At 45.1% G+C, this 18,161-nt stretch carries 13 protein-coding genes; 8 read left to right on the top strand and 5 right to left on the bottom strand.

Annotated features, from left to right (window positions below; genetic code table 11):
* Positions 1-507 precede the first annotated feature (507 nt).
* Positions 508-1,467, top strand: coding sequence for a phosphate/phosphite/phosphonate ABC transporter substrate-binding protein (locus L4D76_RS14720; protein ID WP_428441642.1), 960 nt, complete (start codon positions 508-510; stop codon positions 1,465-1,467).
* Between the two features lie 15 nt (positions 1,468-1,482).
* Entirely contained in the window at positions 1,483-4,020 is a 2,538-nt protein-coding gene (locus L4D76_RS14725; RefSeq protein ID WP_428441643.1) for an EAL domain-containing protein, read from the top strand.
* A gap of 24 nt (positions 4,021-4,044) precedes the next feature.
* On the opposite strand, the gene L4D76_RS14730 is transcribed toward L4D76_RS14725, so the two are convergent.
* Positions 4,045-4,644, bottom strand: a complete 600-nt coding sequence (locus L4D76_RS14730; RefSeq protein ID WP_428441644.1) for a TetR/AcrR family transcriptional regulator — start codon at positions 4,642-4,644, stop codon at positions 4,045-4,047.
* A gap of 208 nt (positions 4,645-4,852) precedes the next feature.
* Here L4D76_RS14730 and L4D76_RS14735 point away from each other — a divergent pair, with 208 nt between their 5' ends.
* The 3 genes from L4D76_RS14735 (at position 4,853) to L4D76_RS14745 (ending at position 8,942) form a co-directional block, all read left to right on the top strand.
* On the top strand, positions 4,853-5,902 hold the full coding sequence (locus L4D76_RS14735) for an HlyD family secretion protein (protein WP_428441645.1): 1,050 nt from the start codon (positions 4,853-4,855) through the stop codon (positions 5,900-5,902).
* The gene (locus tag L4D76_RS14740) at positions 5,902-7,431 is read left to right on the top strand and encodes an MFS transporter (protein WP_428441646.1); all 1,530 of its coding nucleotides are present in this window, start codon (positions 5,902-5,904) and stop codon (positions 7,429-7,431) included. The genes L4D76_RS14735 and L4D76_RS14740 overlap by 1 nt, the downstream gene beginning before the upstream one ends.
* A gap of 224 nt (positions 7,432-7,655) precedes the next feature.
* Positions 7,656-8,942, top strand: a complete 1,287-nt coding sequence (locus L4D76_RS14745; RefSeq protein WP_428441647.1) for an L-cysteine desulfidase family protein — start codon at positions 7,656-7,658, stop codon at positions 8,940-8,942.
* A gap of 113 nt (positions 8,943-9,055) precedes the next feature.
* On the opposite strand, the gene L4D76_RS14750 is transcribed toward L4D76_RS14745, so the two are convergent.
* The 4 genes from L4D76_RS14750 to L4D76_RS14765 all read right to left on the bottom strand — a co-directional run bounded on the left by L4D76_RS14750 (position 9,056) and on the right by L4D76_RS14765 (position 15,357).
* Positions 9,056-9,619, bottom strand: coding sequence for a CBU_0592 family membrane protein (locus tag L4D76_RS14750; protein WP_428441648.1), 564 nt, complete (start codon positions 9,617-9,619; stop codon positions 9,056-9,058).
* A 348-nt stretch (positions 9,620-9,967) separates the two neighbouring features.
* The gene (locus tag L4D76_RS14755) at positions 9,968-11,833 is read right to left on the bottom strand and encodes an ABC transporter ATP-binding protein (protein WP_428441649.1); all 1,866 of its coding nucleotides are present in this window, start codon (positions 11,831-11,833) and stop codon (positions 9,968-9,970) included.
* Positions 11,834-12,041: 208 nt separating this feature from the next.
* Positions 12,042-12,515, bottom strand: a complete 474-nt coding sequence (locus L4D76_RS14760; RefSeq protein WP_428441650.1) for a response regulator — start codon at positions 12,513-12,515, stop codon at positions 12,042-12,044.
* A gap of 436 nt (positions 12,516-12,951) precedes the next feature.
* Positions 12,952-15,357, bottom strand: a complete 2,406-nt coding sequence (locus tag L4D76_RS14765; RefSeq protein ID WP_428441651.1) for a hypothetical protein — start codon at positions 15,355-15,357, stop codon at positions 12,952-12,954.
* Between the two features lie 198 nt (positions 15,358-15,555).
* Here L4D76_RS14765 and murQ point away from each other — a divergent pair, with 198 nt between their 5' ends.
* The 3 genes from murQ to L4D76_RS14780 all read left to right on the top strand — a co-directional run.
* Entirely contained in the window at positions 15,556-16,470 is a 915-nt protein-coding gene (gene murQ, locus L4D76_RS14770; protein WP_428441652.1) for an N-acetylmuramic acid 6-phosphate etherase, read from the top strand.
* 159 nt (positions 16,471-16,629) lie between these two features.
* Positions 16,630-17,787 (top strand): YcbX family protein, encoded by a 1,158-nt coding sequence (locus L4D76_RS14775; protein WP_428441653.1) that lies wholly within the window; start codon positions 16,630-16,632, stop codon positions 17,785-17,787.
* Between the two features lie 174 nt (positions 17,788-17,961).
* Positions 17,962-18,161: helix-turn-helix domain-containing protein (locus tag L4D76_RS14780; protein ID WP_428441654.1), on the top strand; the 200-nt coding region annotated here is incomplete at its 3' end.

Below are 18,161 nucleotides of genomic sequence, written 5' to 3' on the forward strand. Positions count from 1 at the left end.
TCGTCAGAACCCGCCACAAATACCATCAATTATTTCGCTTGAATTGAATTCCCAGAGGAAGCTCTGAATCATGCATCTTGAAGTGGTTTGGGTATAAAGGTCCTACTTGACGACCACCATTATTAATTCCGTTGTGAAAACATCTTGCTAACCGACTCATCTTATAAATTACGACGGCTTATAAGAAAAGAGGTTTCTTAATGATATTTCTTATTGGAATGTCATTGTTTCTAGGCATCTGTAGCAGGCGGCTCAGAAGGGGTCTTATTAGTTGCATATGAAGTCGGTGTCATTGTTTTTGATGTAATATTCGCCTAAATCAAAATATTAGGACTAATATGTAGAAGGAGTATGGCAGTGTTAATCACAAGAGGAACACTATTGAGTGTCTAGTTATTTAAGCATATGCCGCCGTATACCTTGCAAATCAAGGTTTCAATTGGGCTGGAGCCAAGAGCACTTAGATTTTTGGGTAATTGGATAAACCTTAATTAAAAGGATACTGGAATGGAAATCGGTTCGCTTCGTTGTATTTTTCGTACTCTGTCTATCGCTATCACGATGTGCTTGGTCGGTATTGTTACGCCTGCTCAGGCTGGTTCTGAGACTAATCAAACAGATTCTGTTGAGTCTGTGAAGGGCTATGTCCTGAAGCTGGGGCGCATCTCGGTCAATCCGCGAAAAGACTACCCCAAATACAAGACACTCGGGGATTTTTTGGTAAAACGCCTTAATCAGGCGGGTGTCTCTGATTGGGAAGTGGTTTTTGCAACAAGTCAGCAGCAGATGAGTGAGTATGTTCGTGATGGTAAGGTCGATATCGTCCCCGCATCTGTGTACACCGCCATTGTGCTTAAAGAGCAAGCGGGTGCTGAGTTGTTACTAAAGGAGTGGCGCAATGGTATGAAAAGTTACCAGACTCTCTTTGTAACCAGTAAGGCAAGTGAGATTAATGAACTTTCTGATCTGCTCGGACAAAAAATCGCCTTCGAGACCCAGCATTCAACCCCCTCGTATTTTGTTCCCCGAATGGTGCTTGAGTCTCAGGGGCTGCCTTTGGTTGAGGTAGATAGCAGAGAAGTCACTCCGGAACAAACCCATATTGGCTACCTCTTTGCAAAGAAAGAAGTCAATATTGCCCAGTGGGTATCCTCTGAATGGGTGCAGGCCGGAGCAATCAGCAGCCGTGACTGGAATGATCCTAAATATATTCCAGAAGGACTAAAGAAGAAACTGCGTGTTTTTCACCGTACTGAACCGTTTCCAAGAGCGGTTTGGGCAGTCAGGAGTGACTTGTCAGAGCCGCTCAAACTTGAAATTCAAAATGTCTTGCTGGCTGTAGCAAATGATCCTGAAGATATTAAGGAACTAAAGCGCTACCGAGGTGTTACCGGGTATGAGTTACTAAAAGAGGGCGAACTCACCTGGTTTCATGAGCAACTTAAAAAGCATGATTCATCACTATAGTTAGAGAGAGCTAATATGCGTATTCGCTATCAGTACTTTATTGTGATCAGTCTGTTGCTTTTGCTTATGTTCAGCATGACATCTGTGATTCTTAGTCATCAGGCAGATAAGGGCATTAGCAATATGAGGTTGGAGAGTGAGCGCGTATTACGGCAGGCGATTATCGAGCAGTACGAACAACGCGGCTATCAACTTGCAGCAATGAGTGCTGGCGCTCTTACTAACCCGCTAATATTGAGTGATGTCGATGCGATTGGTGAGCTAATCTATGCGCTCCATGCTGAGTATGATATTTCGCAAATTTATGTTTACGATAAAACCGGCTCAGTTTTGCACGATGGCACTTCGGAGGTAAAACTGAGCGGAAGTAATATTCTGGATTTGCAATCTGACTTAACGGTCATTCCTGGCAATCTTGTTGCTTATCACGGGCGTGAATCCATTCATGTTTTTGCCCCGGTAAGAATCTTTAACGAGACCGTTGGCGGTATTTATATCTCCCTGCCTCTTACATCGTTGACCACTCAGCTTGATAATCTTCAGGCGGTACTTCTTGCTAACGGACAAATCATTCGAAACGAAAGCCAGCAGTCACTGTTGATTATGGGCATGGTTCTTATTGTTTTTTCTTTGTTCGTTTCTTTGTTTTTTTCTCGGAGCCTGAGCGCACCGATCGTCAACCTGACTAAGCAGCTACTCCGTGTCGGTCGTGGCGACTATGAAGCAAAGATTACCGTTAATCGTCGCGATGAAATTGGTGATTTGGCAGCGGCTTATCGCACGATGGTCGATGATCTGAGAAGGACTATTATCACCCGGGATCAGTTGGATCAAGTTCTGCAAAGTATGCAAGATGCTGTGATGGTCACGACCGCATCGGGAAAAGTCCGGATGATGAATCCGGCGGTTACCGCTTTGTTTGATGTGACGGAATCGGAATTGTTAGAACTGAAACCATTGGAATTTCTCGACTTAAATGATAGTGAAAGAGCCGATCTGACTCAGACTATAGAGCGTGATGGTGCAATCATGAGTCAATTAGGTTTGGTTCTGAGGGGGAATAACGGGCATAAACATGTATTATTTTCTGTAACCCAATTAGGTGCTTTGAGTGGTTTTCGAGGTGAAACGCTCTATGTATTTCATGATATTACTGAATTAAAGCAGGCCGAAGCCGAGATCCGCCGATTGGCCGAAACCGATAGTCTCACCGGTTTATCAAATCGCTACCATTTTAAGCGCCTGGCTGAGCAAGCACTGCTAAAAACCCAGCGCGAACAGTCTTTAGCCGCGGTACTCTTTCTTGATCTGGATAACTTTAAACGCATCAATGATACATTGGGACACGCCATCGGTGATCTGTTGCTAAAAGCCGTTGGTCAACGCCTGAGCGGCATTTTGCGCTTGTCCGATATAGGTGGCAGATCCTCACCGGAAGATTTGATCACTGCTCGGCTGGGCGGGGATGAATTTACCATTTTTCTTCCCCATTTATGTCACTCTGAGATTCCTTCGGTTGTTGCCAAACGACTGCTAAAGGCCCTGGCAGAGCCTTTCCAGCTTACGGGTTACAGCATTTCTATTAGCTGCAGTATTGGTATTGCGCTCTTTCCCAATGATGGTAGTGATATAGAAAGCCTGTTTAAGTATGCTGATACAGCTTTGTACAAAGCTAAACACAATGGTAAAGGGTGCTATCAATTTTATAATGCCTCAATGGGTATAGGCAATCTCAATCACCTGGCCATAGAACAGTCATTACACAGTGCACTGGCTAATGATGAATTCCAATTGGTGTATCAACCACAGCTTAATCTGAGCACGAATACAATAGTCGGATCCGAAGCCCTGTTGCGTTGGCATCATCCCGTTATGGGAAACATACCGCCTGATACTTTTATTCCCATCGCCGAGCAGACCGGATTGATTATTCCTATCGGTGAATGGGTACTTAGAACAGCCTGTAAACAGGCAAGAAAGTGGCAGGAATTGGGGTATCCAGCCATGCGTATAGCCGTCAACCTCTCAGCCCGGCAATTTGAACAAACTAATTTAGCCAAGGTTACCGCTGATATTTTGCAGGAAACGGGCTTGGCTCCTCATTATCTGGAATTGGAAATCACGGAAAGTATGTTGATGCGTAATGTTGAACATGCGATTGAATGTATGAAAAAAATCAAATATATGGGAGTCGATTTAGCCATTGATGATTTTGGTACGGGTTATTCCAGTTTGAGTTATCTCAAACGCTTTCCTATCGACCGACTTAAAATTGACCGTGCTTTTGTCAGTGATATCCCCCAGAATGGTGATGATAGCGCCATTGTATTAGCCATCATTGCGATGGCTCACAGCTTAGGGCTTAAGGTTATCGCAGAAGGTGTTGAGACTAAATCACAGATGGACTACCTGGCCCATAAATATTGCGATGAGTTACAAGGTTATTATTTTAGTCATCCTTTATCACCGGAAGAGTTTACTAATCTGCTGAGTAAGCAACACCATCTTCTACCATCGCTTGATCAGACAGACTCAATTGGTTCAGGTTATTAGTCTGTCATCAAGCTCATTCTTCGCCTATGCGGCATAACCATATAAGAAACACTTCACGGCCTGAGAGGCATATTGTTTCATTTCCTGATCTGTCGGGATGTCCATGCCTACCAGCGCTTCCTGGAAATAATCACCTCTTAGCATGCTCAGTAACTGGGTACAGGCAAATTTAGGATCATCTAACTTAAGCTTTTCTTGCTTAACCTGACTTAGCAGAAAATCAGTGAGCAGGTCGTGAATACGGTGCGGCCCACGGGATAAGAAAAGTGCGGCCAGCTCTTTATCGTGGCGTGATTCGGCTGATATGACTCGGTACATATTGAGTAACTCCGGCGAACAAAGTGCTTTGATGTACTCATAGCCAAATTGAGTCAGTTGCTCGTCCAGCGGGATCTCGCTGTCAGGTTCAAACTGAAACACCGCTTCCATTTCTTCTGTGCACTGGGTAATAACTTCGACCAGAATTCCTTTTTTGTCACCAAAGTAACGGTAGAGGGTCTGTTTTGAGCCCCCGCACTGTTCAATGATTTGATCCATACTGGTTTCAGGATAGCCTTGCTCGAAAAATAGCTTAGTTGCTACTTCAATGATTTTCTGTTGCTTTTTCAGGGTTGATGGACGCATTTCAATACCTCATTATCTGGCTACATTAGACCAGTTCTCTCAATTTCATGCAATTTATGACCTAAACCTTCTATCTCTGATCCGCAACATTTGTTCCTGTTTCGCTGATGTTTTTACAACCAGGCATTAAATATTACTTGAACTAAATATATCAAATGATTTATCGTACTGTCCAGTACGATACTGAAAGTCAGTGGGAAGATAAGATATGAAAACAAAAATTAAAGCGAGTGTGGTCGCTCTGGCCTTGGCTGTTTCGGGTTGCACAATCTACAGTACCTTTGCGCCTAAGGCCGATCAGGTGAAAACCGAAAACGCCTATGTGCATGGCGAGATCACCCAAATCAGTGCTGAAGCTTCAGGCCGCGTTACTCAAATATTTGTCACAGATAATCAGCAGGTAGAAGCCGGGGAACTACTGGCAACCATTGATGACCGTGATTACGTTGCTCGCCGAGATCAGGCGCAAGCCGTTCTGGCAATGGCTGAAGCGACACTGGACAACAATCTGGCGCGAATTGATTTACAGCAGGTAAAGATCAAAGAAACGGCGGCTTATCTTGATATCGCAAAAGCAGAAAATGGGCTCCAGCAAAGAGAATTGGTTCGCTATTCCAAGTTGGTTAAAAATGGCGCGATAAGTAAGACCCAGCACGATTTGCAAAAAACCAAAGCAATAGAATCCAGTGCCAACCTTGAGGCAACACAACTCCAACTGGCGGCAGCTAACCAACAGCTTAAAACCTTACATACAGAGCGCTCACAATTGCTGGCGCAGCAACAGCAGGCTAAAGCGGGACTAGATCTGAGTGAGCTGGCACTGGAAGACACGAAGATACTTGCGCCGATCAGCGGGATCGTGGGTAACCGCTCCCTGCAGGTGGGCAAGTTTATCAAAGCGGGTTCAGGGATTCTGGCTATCGTGCCAGTCGATGATCTGTGGCTGGAAGCCAACTATAAAGAAACCCAGCTGACCAATGTGAAACCCGGGCAGAAAGTGGATGTGGTATTAGATATGTTCCCTGACACGCAGCTCAAAGGCACGGTGAGCAGTATCTCACCGTCTACCGGTACCCAATTCAGCTTGCTTCCACCGGATAACTCGACGGGTAATTTCGTCAAAGTGGTTCAGCGCGTGCCAGTGAAAATTCAGCTGGAGATCCCCGCAGAGCTCAAAGGCCGCGTTGTGCCGGGCTTGTCTGCCGAGGTTATTGTTCTTACCAACAGTGCCGTAAGCACCCGTAATACAGGGGTATAATGATGAACCGGCGCTATGAACTTATTCTGCTTGTATCGCTGGCAATGATCCCGTTTGGCATCACGTCAGCAATCTATAACGCAAGTGCTGCTGAGATGGCCGGAGCCTTGGGCTTATCGGCAGATGACGCATCCTGGTTCAACATCCTTTATATCCTGGCCCAATTGGTCATGCTGCCTTTTGCTTCCTGGCTGACTTATCGTTTTGGTGCGACTCGCATATTCGGTGCCGGTGTTGTTATCGGTTTAACCAGCGCTGTAATCAGTGGTTTTACAATGGTGGAACCAGCCCACTATCTGGCATGGTTCGGCCACGGCATTGCCGCCAGCGCCATGCTTGTCGCGGCGCAGGTATTGGTACTGCGAAATCTAACGGTCAGAGAAATTGCTTATGCCGAGGGTTGTATGCTGCTTATGACCACCCTCTTGCCTTTCGGGGTATACCCATGGATATTTGCCGAGCTGGCTGAAAGCAACCTTTGGCAATTCTCTTTCGCTGTCCAGATTATTTTCTATATCGCATTGGTAGGTTGGCTTTGGTTACGTCCCTTCCCTGGTGAAGATGAGAAACAGCCTGTCACGTTTAACCTGATCCAGGCTTGCTTAATGACAGCTGCCATCTCGGGTGTGGTATTTGTGCTGATGCGTGGCCAGTTCTACAACTGGTTTGACAGCCCTGTCATCATTGATGCTGCCATGATAGCTGCAGCTCTGATCCTGCTTTGTGTCTTTGCGATCAGAAAACAGTGGGGAAGCGGCGAGTATCTTCGCTCTGATGTGTTGGCTTCAGGTAAGAACATAGTCTCGATGTACAACGGTGCCCTAGCGGGGTTTGCCGTGCTGGGCACATCGATGCTGATTACCAGTTATCTTTCGGGGGTGTTGCGTTATAGTCATAGCGAGCTGGGTTGGATCCAGGTTCCCGCTTTCGGCACGATGTTACTGGGGCTGGTGGTCAGTATCTGGATCAGTAACCATCCGCGGTTAAAAGCCGATGCGGTGGTTCCTGCCGGGGTACTGATGATCCTGATTTCCAGCGCATTTCTTTCCACCAGTAATGCCTCAAGCGGTGAAAGCGACATGTGGCTGGCACTGCTATTACGTGGTTTTGGTGTCGGTGTTCTGAATGTTACCGTGACCATCTCGATTCTTTCCAGCTTTGATAAAAAGCATATTCCTCAAGGGGTCAGCTACTTTTATCTGTTCCGGACACTCGGCGGTCTTGCTGGAGTTGCTTTGTTCTCCCGTTTAATGAGCAAAGAAGCCTCTGGCGTGATGAATGTGCTGGGTGAAAACTTCAATGAAACCAATAACGCCTTTATTCACTACCAGAATGCAATGGTTCAGGTTTTGCAAAATGGCATGCTGGAAGCGACTCCTGCCCGGGTTGCCACCTTGCTAAGTGGGCAATTAAAAACCCAGACGGCTGCTGTCGCCGGGGTAAATAACTTTCAGTGGTTTGTTATTTCCATATGTGTGCTTGCCCCTATATTGATAATTGGTAAAAAATGGGCGGGACGAAAGGCATAAACTGTGATCACTATAACAAACCATCTTTTCAAGCGCGTAATTGGAGAAAATTTTTCTATATAAAAGTGAATTGCTAGCAAAAAAAGCGAAAATATTCCTTAGAAGACACCGTATATTAATGCCATAGAAAGTTAAGGGTTAGCCCTTTGCAAAAATACATTTCAAGCAACCGTTGATGGTGGTTAGTCGATCATGTCTGCGTTGCATGCATTAAGGTGAAAGAAATGAAAACGCACCTATGGAATAGTTTCATTAATGTGGTTAAGCGAGAGGTTGTTCCTGCTTTGGGCTGTACTGAGCCAGTTTCAGTCGCGTTAGCCGCAGCGATTGCCAGGGGAAAACTAAATGGTAAGCCCGAAAAAATAACGGCGTTAGTTTCACCGAACCTGATGAAAAACGGAATGGGCGTCGGTGTACCTGGTACCGGAATGGTGGGATTACCTATTGCTGCTGCGGTGGGAGCGCTGGCTGGTGATGCAAAAGCAAAACTGGAAGTGCTTAAAAATATTACGCCTGAAGATGTGGCAGAGGCGAAGGCACTGATTGATGCTGATTGTGTCTCTGTTGGCGTCGCTGGTGTCAGTAATATTCTGTATGCAAAAGTTACGGTAAATAGTGGTGCTGAATTTGTCTCGGTCACTATTGCCGACAGCCATACGCATGTTGTGGCCATTGAAGAAAATGGCATCACAACGTATATCGCGGAGCCTGCCACTACAGACGCAGGCAATAAGTCTGATAACCCGTTTACAGAAGCTGTGGCAGAAGATATTTATGATTTTGCACTACACGCGCCGCTAGAAGATATCCGTTTTATTGAACAATCCTATGAGCTCAATGATGCATTATCTGCTGAGGGGTTAACGGGTAAATATGGCTTACAAATCGGTGCAACGTTCCAGCGTAATATTGACCGGGGTTTATTGTCTGGCGGGTTGTTAACCGATGTGCTTCGTCGTACTTCTGCAGCGTCCGATGCCCGCATGGATGGTGCAATGAAACCTGCGATGAGCAATTCAGGTTCTGGTAACCAGGGCATTGCGGCGACGATGCCTGTGGTCGTTGTGGCAGACTTCCTGAACGTCGATCAAGAAAAAACGATCCGCGCATTAATGCTATCCCATTTAATGGCTATCTATATTAAAAGCCACCAAAACAAACTCTCAGCGCTATGCGGCGCAACTACCGCATCCATGGGAGCGGTGGCTGGGATGACCTGGTTGCTTGGTGGTGATTTTGACAAAATCAGTAATGCTATTTGCAGCATGATTGGTGATATTGCCGGCATTATCTGTGACGGTGCAAAAACCAGTTGTGCCATGAAAGTCTCGTCATCGGCTGGCGCTGCGGTAAAGGCTGCGTTAATGGCGCTCGATGGTATTCGGGTGACGGGCAACGAAGGGATTGTAGCGGACGATGTTGATACATCAATTCGTAATCTTTCAGCGCTAGCCAATGGTTCGATGACTCAAACCGACGTACAGATTTTAGATATTATGGTAAATAAATAGAGGTGAAAACCTGAATAATATCCCGCGGGTTGGCTAGTCTATTAATTTGCCGCGCGACTAGGGGCTGTTTATCTTCCAATATTGAAGTAATTATGTTGAAAGATAAACAGGCCTTAGCACGGCAATATTGTTCTTACTTGCCTTGACCGGAACAGGCTGATTAGTGCGACGATCATCCAGATAGTGTTTGAAGCAAAGTTCGGCCAGTTTTGGTCGATATAAAGCACTGGCAGAATGGTTAGAGGAGCGATAACACCCCAACATCTGTATTGATGCAATGTTATGTTTTCACTAAGAAAAAGCGAGTAGCCTGCCAGGTATATCCAGGTTGAAATCCAGCCCAGCATATCTATCACCAAAGTCATATTCTGATGGTACAGCGCTCCAATTTGGCCAACCAGCAACCCGATAAAGCCTGCAGCAAAGGTACGGTTATCCACGTGTTGAAATACGGGGAGCTTTTTCTTGTGAGCTAACAGGCTAATGATGATCCACAGGCTATTAATAACAGCGATCTGATACGATGAAATAACCAATGAATAAATAATCAGCAAGGATGAACCTAGTGTATTAAGCAACAAGTAAAGTTTGTTGGCTGGAATAATCTTCAAGCTCAAGAGCGCAAATGCTGATAGGTAGAGCCCTGCTCCTAACCAGCCTAGAAAAAGTATGTCCATTGGTTATCTCTTCTATTACAAGATGCCTTTACTAATGCAGCCTAATACTGCGACAAGTCATTTCAGTTAAGTTATTTTTTAATTAGTGTGATGCGAAAGCGATTTTATTTGCATCGGGATGACACACCGTCCGTAATACCTTGTTGTACACCGTTTTGGTATTAAGTAATGTGATAGACATTCTTAAATTTAAGAAAAACCAACATATATTGTGATGTTATACGTGGTGAGGATATCTCTCGATAACTAGCGTCATTCAATTTTAGGATTGGTAGCGGTTGCGACAAAATGAAAAAAGGCTCCGACATGCCGGAGCCTTTTATTCAGGAGTTTTCGCTTAACCGGCAATTATACTAATCGGGACAATTTTTCCGGCAGGTTTTCAACGTCACTGCCAATAAAACCGCCAGTTTGGTGCGCCCAAAGCTGAGCGTAAATGCCATTCTTATTGATCAATTCCTGATGCGTTCCCTGCTCGACAATCTCCCCTTTATCGAGAACAATCAGGCGATCCATGGCGGCAATGGTTGATAACCGGTGAGCAATTGCGATAACCGTTTTGCCTATCATTAACTCGTACAGACTTTCTTGAATAGCCGCTTCCACTTCGGAATCCAGTGCTGATGTTGCCTCATCCAGCAACAAAATAGGCGCATTCTTTATCAATACCCGCGAAATAGCGATACGCTGGCGCTGACCGCCGGAGAGTTTGACTCCACGCTCGCCAACCTGGGCATCGTAGCCTGTATTGCCATATGTGTCGGACAGAGTGCTGATAAACTCATGAGCATGTGCCTGTCGGGTGGCAGCCAGTAGTTGTTCTTCGCTGGCATCAGGATTGCCATACAAGATGTTTTCACGGATTGAACGGTGTAGCAGTGAGGTATCTTGCGTCACCATACCAATTTGTCCGCGCAGCGAATCTTGAGTCACATCAGCAATATTTTGATCATCAATACTGATAGTTCCTGACTCCACATCGTGGAAGCGCATTAACAGGTTAACCATTGTTGATTTACCTGCCCCCGAGCGCCCTACCAGCCCTACTTTTTCACCCGGCTTGATATTCAGGTTCAGCTTTTCGATGACTCCGCTTTTTTCGCCATAGTGGAAACTGACGTTATCAAATTGTATTCCGCCAGATCGTACTGTCAGTGCCGGGGCATTGGGTTTGTCGACGATATCGACAGGTTTTGACAGGGTACGCATACCATCAATAACCGTACCGATATTTTCAAACAGACCACCGATTTCCCACATGATCCATTTCGACATCCCGTTGATACGCAATGCCAGGCTGACAGCGACAGCAATAGCACCGATGGTGATGGCGGAACCGGTCCATAACCAGATAGAAATAGCAGCAATAGCAAAGACCAACGCGTAGTTGATGATTTCTACACTGATGTTAATCCCCGTTACCAGACGCATCTGGCGGTGAACGGTATCAAGGAAGCCATTCATGCCTTGCTCGGCATATTCAGTTTCCCGATCAGTGTGAGAGAACAGTTTGACGGTCGCGATATTGGTATAACTGTCGACAATACGGCCCGTCATCAATGAACGGGCATCTGCCTGCTCGGTCGAAACGGCTTTCAGCTTGGGTACGAATAATAACTGAATGCCAATATAAGCCGCTAACCAGACCAACATTGGCAGCATTAAGCGAAAATCAGCTTGCGCCATCATGACAAGCATCGAGGTGAAGTAGACCGAAATGTAGACCAGCACATCCAGCAGTTTCATCACTGTTTCACGAACAGATAACGAAGTCTGCATCACTTTGGTGGCAATGCGGCCGGCAAAGTCGTTCTGATAAAAAGAGACACTTTGTTTAAGCAGGTAACGGTGCGCCAGCCAACGGATAGACATTGGATAGTTACCCAGCAAGGTCTGGTGCATCAGTAATGAGTGCAGCAACACCAGCAATGGGACGACAATTAAGACGATAAGCCCCATGCCCATCAACTTGCCGCCTTCTTCGGCAAGGAATGTGTCGGGATTATGGGTGGTCAGCCAGTCGACAAGTTGTCCCATGAAGCCGAAAAGCGAGACTTCAATGATCGCTATCAGCGCGCTGAGTAGTGACATCGCAAGCAATGGCAGCTCAAATCCACGGGTGTAATGTCGGCAGAAAGCAAACAGGCCTTCGGGCGGCTGATCGGGCTCTTGAGCGGGAAAAGCTGATGTCAGTTTTTCAAAAAATTTCAACATAAATGGACGTTTCCAGTTGGGACGTATTATATCAATCAGAAAATGATGCTGATTGCTACTCTTCCAAACTGATTAGTTGATGAGCTGTTGAGCTGTTGAGCGACAGTCTGGATTTTCGATAGGGTGTTATATCGATTGGTATTAAGCTGATTATCTATTGTGCACAATGGAAGGTAAAGGCTTATCATTACCGACGATCCATAACCGCTTACTCTGTTGCGATAGCGTTACGGCCACTGGTTTTCGCCTGGTACAAGCATTTGTCTGCACGACCAATAAGATCATGAATATTACTATCACCATTAACCACACCTGCACTGATATTTTCCAGACGCTTTAAGATCGGAATGATAGAGGCAATACAGGTTGGGCTGTCTTTAGGGATATAGTCGATAACCGTTTTCGCCAACACTTTTTCACGTGTTCTTTCATCCATTAAGGCAGTAAGAACAATCACTTTAATGTCAACGGAAAGACAGACATCAATGATTTCGCCATCCTGGCCATCAGGCAGACAATAATCAAGAATGGCACACAGAAAATCGGTATTCTCATCCAGTACTTTTTCGGCGTCGGCAATGCTTTCAGCGAACACGGGTGAAAACCCGGCTTTTCTGAGTTCAATTTCGATTACGCGTCGAAAAGGTCGGCTATCTTCTACAACTAATATTTTATTTTCCATCGATCACAACCTTTGAGGCGACACGCGAACAGTTGGCTCATTTTTTGGTGCGAGATTATGCGCCTTTTTTTAAATGGATACAATTAATGCTCTGACCAAATAGGAATATAAATATTGCGCTGCAGGAATATATAAAATCGAATGAAATGGCATTCATTTGATTGGTGTTGTGTATGTACTCTTAATTAAAGCAGTGTGTTTGCTTTTGTGTGTGGTGGATTAATAGGGGTAATTAAATGAAGATGCAGACATCTGATTTGATTTATGGTTTGGAATGATTACGCGTACTAATTGATGTTGATATAAATGATCTCCTTGCTGACTGCTCCTTCCAGAGGCGAATTCTCTCCATCGTCAAATCCTCCTCTTTGTAACGAAAGCAGATCCCCCTTGTGGAGGGGGGATCTTTGTATTTTATTTTTTGACTAATTTAAATCTATTTAAAAACAACCCCTGATATTAACAACTCTCCGTTGTCATGTTCTTCCTCATTATCATCCCACGCATCTGCGATATTTGAATAGTGCGTAAAGAAGTCCAGCGTATATTTTGCTGTTATATCAATTAATAATTTAGGCACAGCAACTTCAATGTATTGGGAAGTAGTGTGAACACTGGTTATGTCAGCAATTATGTCTGCTGTAGGATCGGGATTGCGACCGGAGTCCTTTATATTCCATAATGTTGGGTATGGTTTTGGGTATGGTTTTGGGTATAATGTTGGGTCTGCATTATCTCTAGCATGGAATAGCGATACAGCAAACTCTGGGCCCTCACCATTAGACTCAAAATAAACCCAGTAATTATAATATGCACCGTCAATTGGTAACTTATTCAACGACGCTTTATCTAAGCGTAGGTAGAGGTTAGTATCATCCTGTGCAAGATATATCGCCGTTAGATCCATGCTGCTAATACCGGCATCCCCTTCAGCATCAACTAAGGTTGGTTTTACACCATCCCAATCAGTGATTGCACCATCAACACTAATCGTTGCAATAGCAATTTTTACAGGGGGAGTAACGCTAAAGTTGTCTAAGATCGCATCCCTTGCCGCAGCATTAAAAATTAGTGATTCATCATTATCAGATGTTTCTTCCCAAACTTTCCTTACAAATCCTGCATGTTCAGCAAAATAAATTGTGCCGTCGTCATTAAAATGGTCGGTCAAGGTATAAACGGGTACTGGAGCAGTTACCTTTATTAGTATTTCGTCATAAGCACTGATCTCGCTCCAAGAGCCAGATGCTAGTGGTGTGCTTTCCAGATCATCAACTTCCCAAAAATCAACAGTTCCATCACTCTTGAGTTTTGCTGTTATCTCATTGGAACCGTGCCAACCTACCAGTAATTCATTCTCTTTTAGAGCAGATAATGTCGTAATATATGTACCACTCTGAGCAGTCGGAGTTTGTATGTAGTTACATATTCCGTTTAATTGGCCTTTAATAGTTTCTTGATCTAAGGTTCCACTACTATCATGGCACCATGAGTCATGTGATTCAAATTGGTATATGGCTTGTTGGCTGAAACTAACCTTGTAGCCAAAGGCCCCCTCAGGGAATGTAGCATCAATCTTAATAGTTTTTGACCAGGTATCATCACCGTCAGTGCTCTTTAATGCAGTTGCAATGTTTAAACCTGACAAGTCAATTTTAGTGCCAGTTACTGTTTCATCAAATTGCTCTCCATTCGCATAATGGAGTATGATTGAGTTATTATTGGCAGTAACTGATGTTATTGTTTCATTATCGTTAATCCAGTCATTACTTTTAGTCAGTACCCATGTTTCATCATCTACATTAAGACTAATGTTGTCAGTTGACCGTACCGTTTCAGACACAAATTCACCTGTCCAAAAATCAAACTCGTTAAACTGATCTTCTACTGTCTCATCTGATAATTTTAATGTGCCATATTCTAGCTCAGCTCCATTACTATCAGTTTCACCCCAGAACCAATTAATGCCATCTGTTTTCATCAATTCAATTAAGTTGGCAACAGCTGCCGACTTTTCGGCTTCTTTTTGTTTAACTTGCTCTTCCAGTGTACTGGGGTCAATTGCAACCACTTCACTATCAATATTTGTGGCGATGGAATCCGGATTAAATTCGACGGTGCTGTCTGCTTCTGCCTTTGTGACTTCCTGCGAAATTTCATCAAGAGCTTCAAACACCTCATCGACAATCAGGCTAACTAATTTATCGACGGCAATACCCTCGTTTGCTGCCGTATCTTCCAGTTTGGTCATGTTACTGGCGATAACACGGGCTGTTACCTGTGCTACCTGGTGTAACCTTTCAAACTCAGCCAGGTCCTCGCTGCTACCCTCTTTTTGGCCCGCTATATAATCTTCACTTAAGGGTAAAGTTGTGCCCAGTTTTTCTTGAACTGACTTTTCAGCATCCGCGGCGGTACTACCTTTTTCTACTTCATTTTGTACCATAGTGGTGATCGGGCTGACAAAAGTAAAACCGGCCGGCGCACTCAGTGTGTAACCTTCCGTCAGCGCAACGCCAGGATTATCTTCATCGATCGTCTGGCCCTCAACTACCTCTACCAACAACGGAAATTGATCAATTTGTGCCTGAGTGACCCCTGCTAAGGTAAAAACGCCACCTTCAGTGCTTGTTGCAGATGGTTCGCCTGTATCGCAAATTTTATTTTGATTTAGATCCAGACATACAGTTGCCCCGCTTAGGTAGCCATCTGCGACCTTACCAGAGAGGCTTGTAGTTGGGACTTCAGGAGAATCTGGAGAATCTGTAGAACTAGACGATCCCCCACAACCCGATATAGCAATTGCTATAAGTAATGAAAGTAGTTTACTTTGAAATTTCATGATTATTCCTTTAAACACTTTTATTGGGCGTTAGTCGCCTGCAAGATAATCAGGTTGATCTTGCTGGCGTAAAAAAATGGTATCACTATGGTAATAGCTGATAAGAAGGGAGTTGATGAGTCCCCATATGGGGACAATTTGAAAGCGTTGTCTTATTTATGAGATATTGGTCCAAAAAATTTGTCAATGAGAGAAATAATGAAGATTGATTTATCAAAGATGATCACAGAGAGCCGAAACGAAGCCAGCCAACACATCGATACTTTATCGACGCTGGATATGCTGAAAGTGATCAATGATGAAGATAAAAAAGTGGCTACAGCCGTTGAGCAGACATTGCCGGAAGTGGCTAAAGCCGTGGATGCCATTGCTGTTGCCTTTCAGCAAGGTGGCCGTCTGATTTACGCCGGCGCGGGGACATCCGGCCGTCTTGGTATTCTGGATGCAAGTGAGTGCCCGCCAACTTACGGCACGAAACCAGAGCAGGTCGTTGGTTTGATTGCGGGAGGGCACCAAGCTATCTTCAGCGCAGTAGAAAATGCCGAGGATAACCGTGAATTGGGTGCCGGAGATCTGAAAGCGCTCAACTTTAACCAGAAAGATGTGTTAGTGGGGATCGCTGCAAGCGGTCGTACACCGTATGTGCTAGGGGCAATGGCCTATGCTAAATCGGTTGGCGCAACGGTTGCCTGTATTAGTTGCAACCCGCAAAGCCCGATGACAGAGGCGGCAGAGATCAGCATCACCCCTGTGGTCGGCCCTGAAGTGGTGACAGGATCTTCCCGTATGAAAGCCGGCACAGCGCAGAAGCTGGTTCTGAATATGCTGACTACAGGAGCGATGATCCGCACTGGCAAGGTCTACGGTAACTTGATGGTCGATGTAGAAGCGACCAATGCCAAATTGGTTGAGCGTCAGAAGAATATTGTGGTTGCGGCAACAGAATGTACTCGTGAAGACGCAGACGCGGCGCTGCAAGCATGCGGTGGTCACTGCAAAACAGCCATTGTGATGATCCTTGCCTGCCTTAACGCAGAAGAGGCACAACAACTTTTGCAGAACAATGATGGCTTTACACGTCAGGCGATTAGAGATGCAGACCAGCACAAGTAAGTCAGGGCATGTCTGTACGTGCTGTCTGAACTGTTACCATTAGGGCTTATTTATCTTTTGGCAGCAACAATGTTGAAAGATAAACAGGCCCTAGTGTAATTTGTTAAGATCGATAGAATATCTCTAGCTGATCATTATCAATAAAAGGATGTAACTAACGTGCACGAGCTGGTCTTACCTAACATCCCGACGCTTTCTAAAATCAACGTTTTCCCGGTGAAATCAATTGGGGTATTGAGCCAGTCGCAGGCTTGGGTTGAAAAGCAGGGGCTCTGTTTCGACCGCCGTTTTATGGTGGCCCTGAAAGACGGCAGTATGATCACTGCCCGTAAATATCCACAAATGGTCAAGGTAACCGCCACGCTACAGTCTCACGGTATTACGCTCAGCTATCCGGGAATGTCTCCATTGGTGTTGAAGTATGCGAATTTCACCATGACCGAAACCAATGCTCAGGTCTGGAATGATCAGTTCAGTGCCTATACCACTTCATTGAGAGCAGATGCCTGGTTTACTCATATTATCGGTGTTGATGTTCGGCTGCTTTATACCGGTGAACAGTCGAATCGGGTGCGAGCAAAAATCCAGCAGAACGTCAGTTTTGCCGATGGCTATCCGTTATTGGTGATCAGTGAAGCCTCATTAGAGGCCCTTAACGATCGCAGCAGCCAGCATCATACGATGGATCAGTTCCGTACCAACCTTGTAGTATCAGGTACAGAGGCCTTTGCTGAAGACAGCTGGAAGCGGATCCGTATCGGTGAAGTGGAATTTGCCGCGGTCAAACCGTGTGCCCGTTGCATACTGACGACGGTCAATCCGAAAACCGCAGAATTTAATTCCTTGAAAGAGCCGCTTGCAACCTTATCGACATTCCGTGCGGATCACTCTGGTGACGTCTATTTCGGCCATAATCTGGTTGCACTCAACGAAGGGGTCATCCGCGCTGGCGATACCATTGAGGTGCTGGAAACCAAACCGAAAGAAATCTATCCTGATAATAGTGAGCAAAATTTGCAGCTTGCCGGTACTGAAACTGGTGTTGCAAATAACGAGACAAAAAACGTTACCATCAGTATTGATGGCAACCTGTTTCAGGGTAATAACCAGCTGCCATTATTGGAACAAGCTGAAAATGCCGGCCTGATGATAGCGAACAGTTGCCGTGCCGGTTTATGCGGCGCATGTAAAATCACGCTTGAATCCGGCGAAGTCGATCAACCCGATGTGCCCGCTTTACTTCCTGAAGATAAGGATAATGGAATGGTTCTGGCTTGCTGCTGTGTGCCCCAAACGGATGTGGAACTGAGAAGCTGATAATGTAAGCCATATTAATACCAAATCTATTAATTATCTGATCAATGGTTAGATAATTAATGGAATTGGTACCTAGCTCCAACGTAAAGAAGGCCGTAATAAGTGCCTAAGGAAAACCAAATTCATTAAGCTACACTTTTATTATCACCTGACACACGCCGATTGAACCGCACGATGCAATGTACTGTACAGCTAACTGAGTTTGAACGTCATACCCTACAGCAACTGTCGTTGAACCATATACACCGAGATATCCGCACTCGAGCCGCAGGAATATTATTATTAGCTCGTATGCTTACGCCTAAAGAGATCGGCGCTGAACTTTGTGTCACTCCTAGAGTGGTATATAACTGGTACCACGCATGGTATGAACT

It is taken from the genome of Photobacterium sagamiensis, from assembly GCF_050337085.1.
Lineage (GTDB): Bacteria > Pseudomonadota > Gammaproteobacteria > Enterobacterales > Vibrionaceae > Photobacterium > Photobacterium sagamiensis.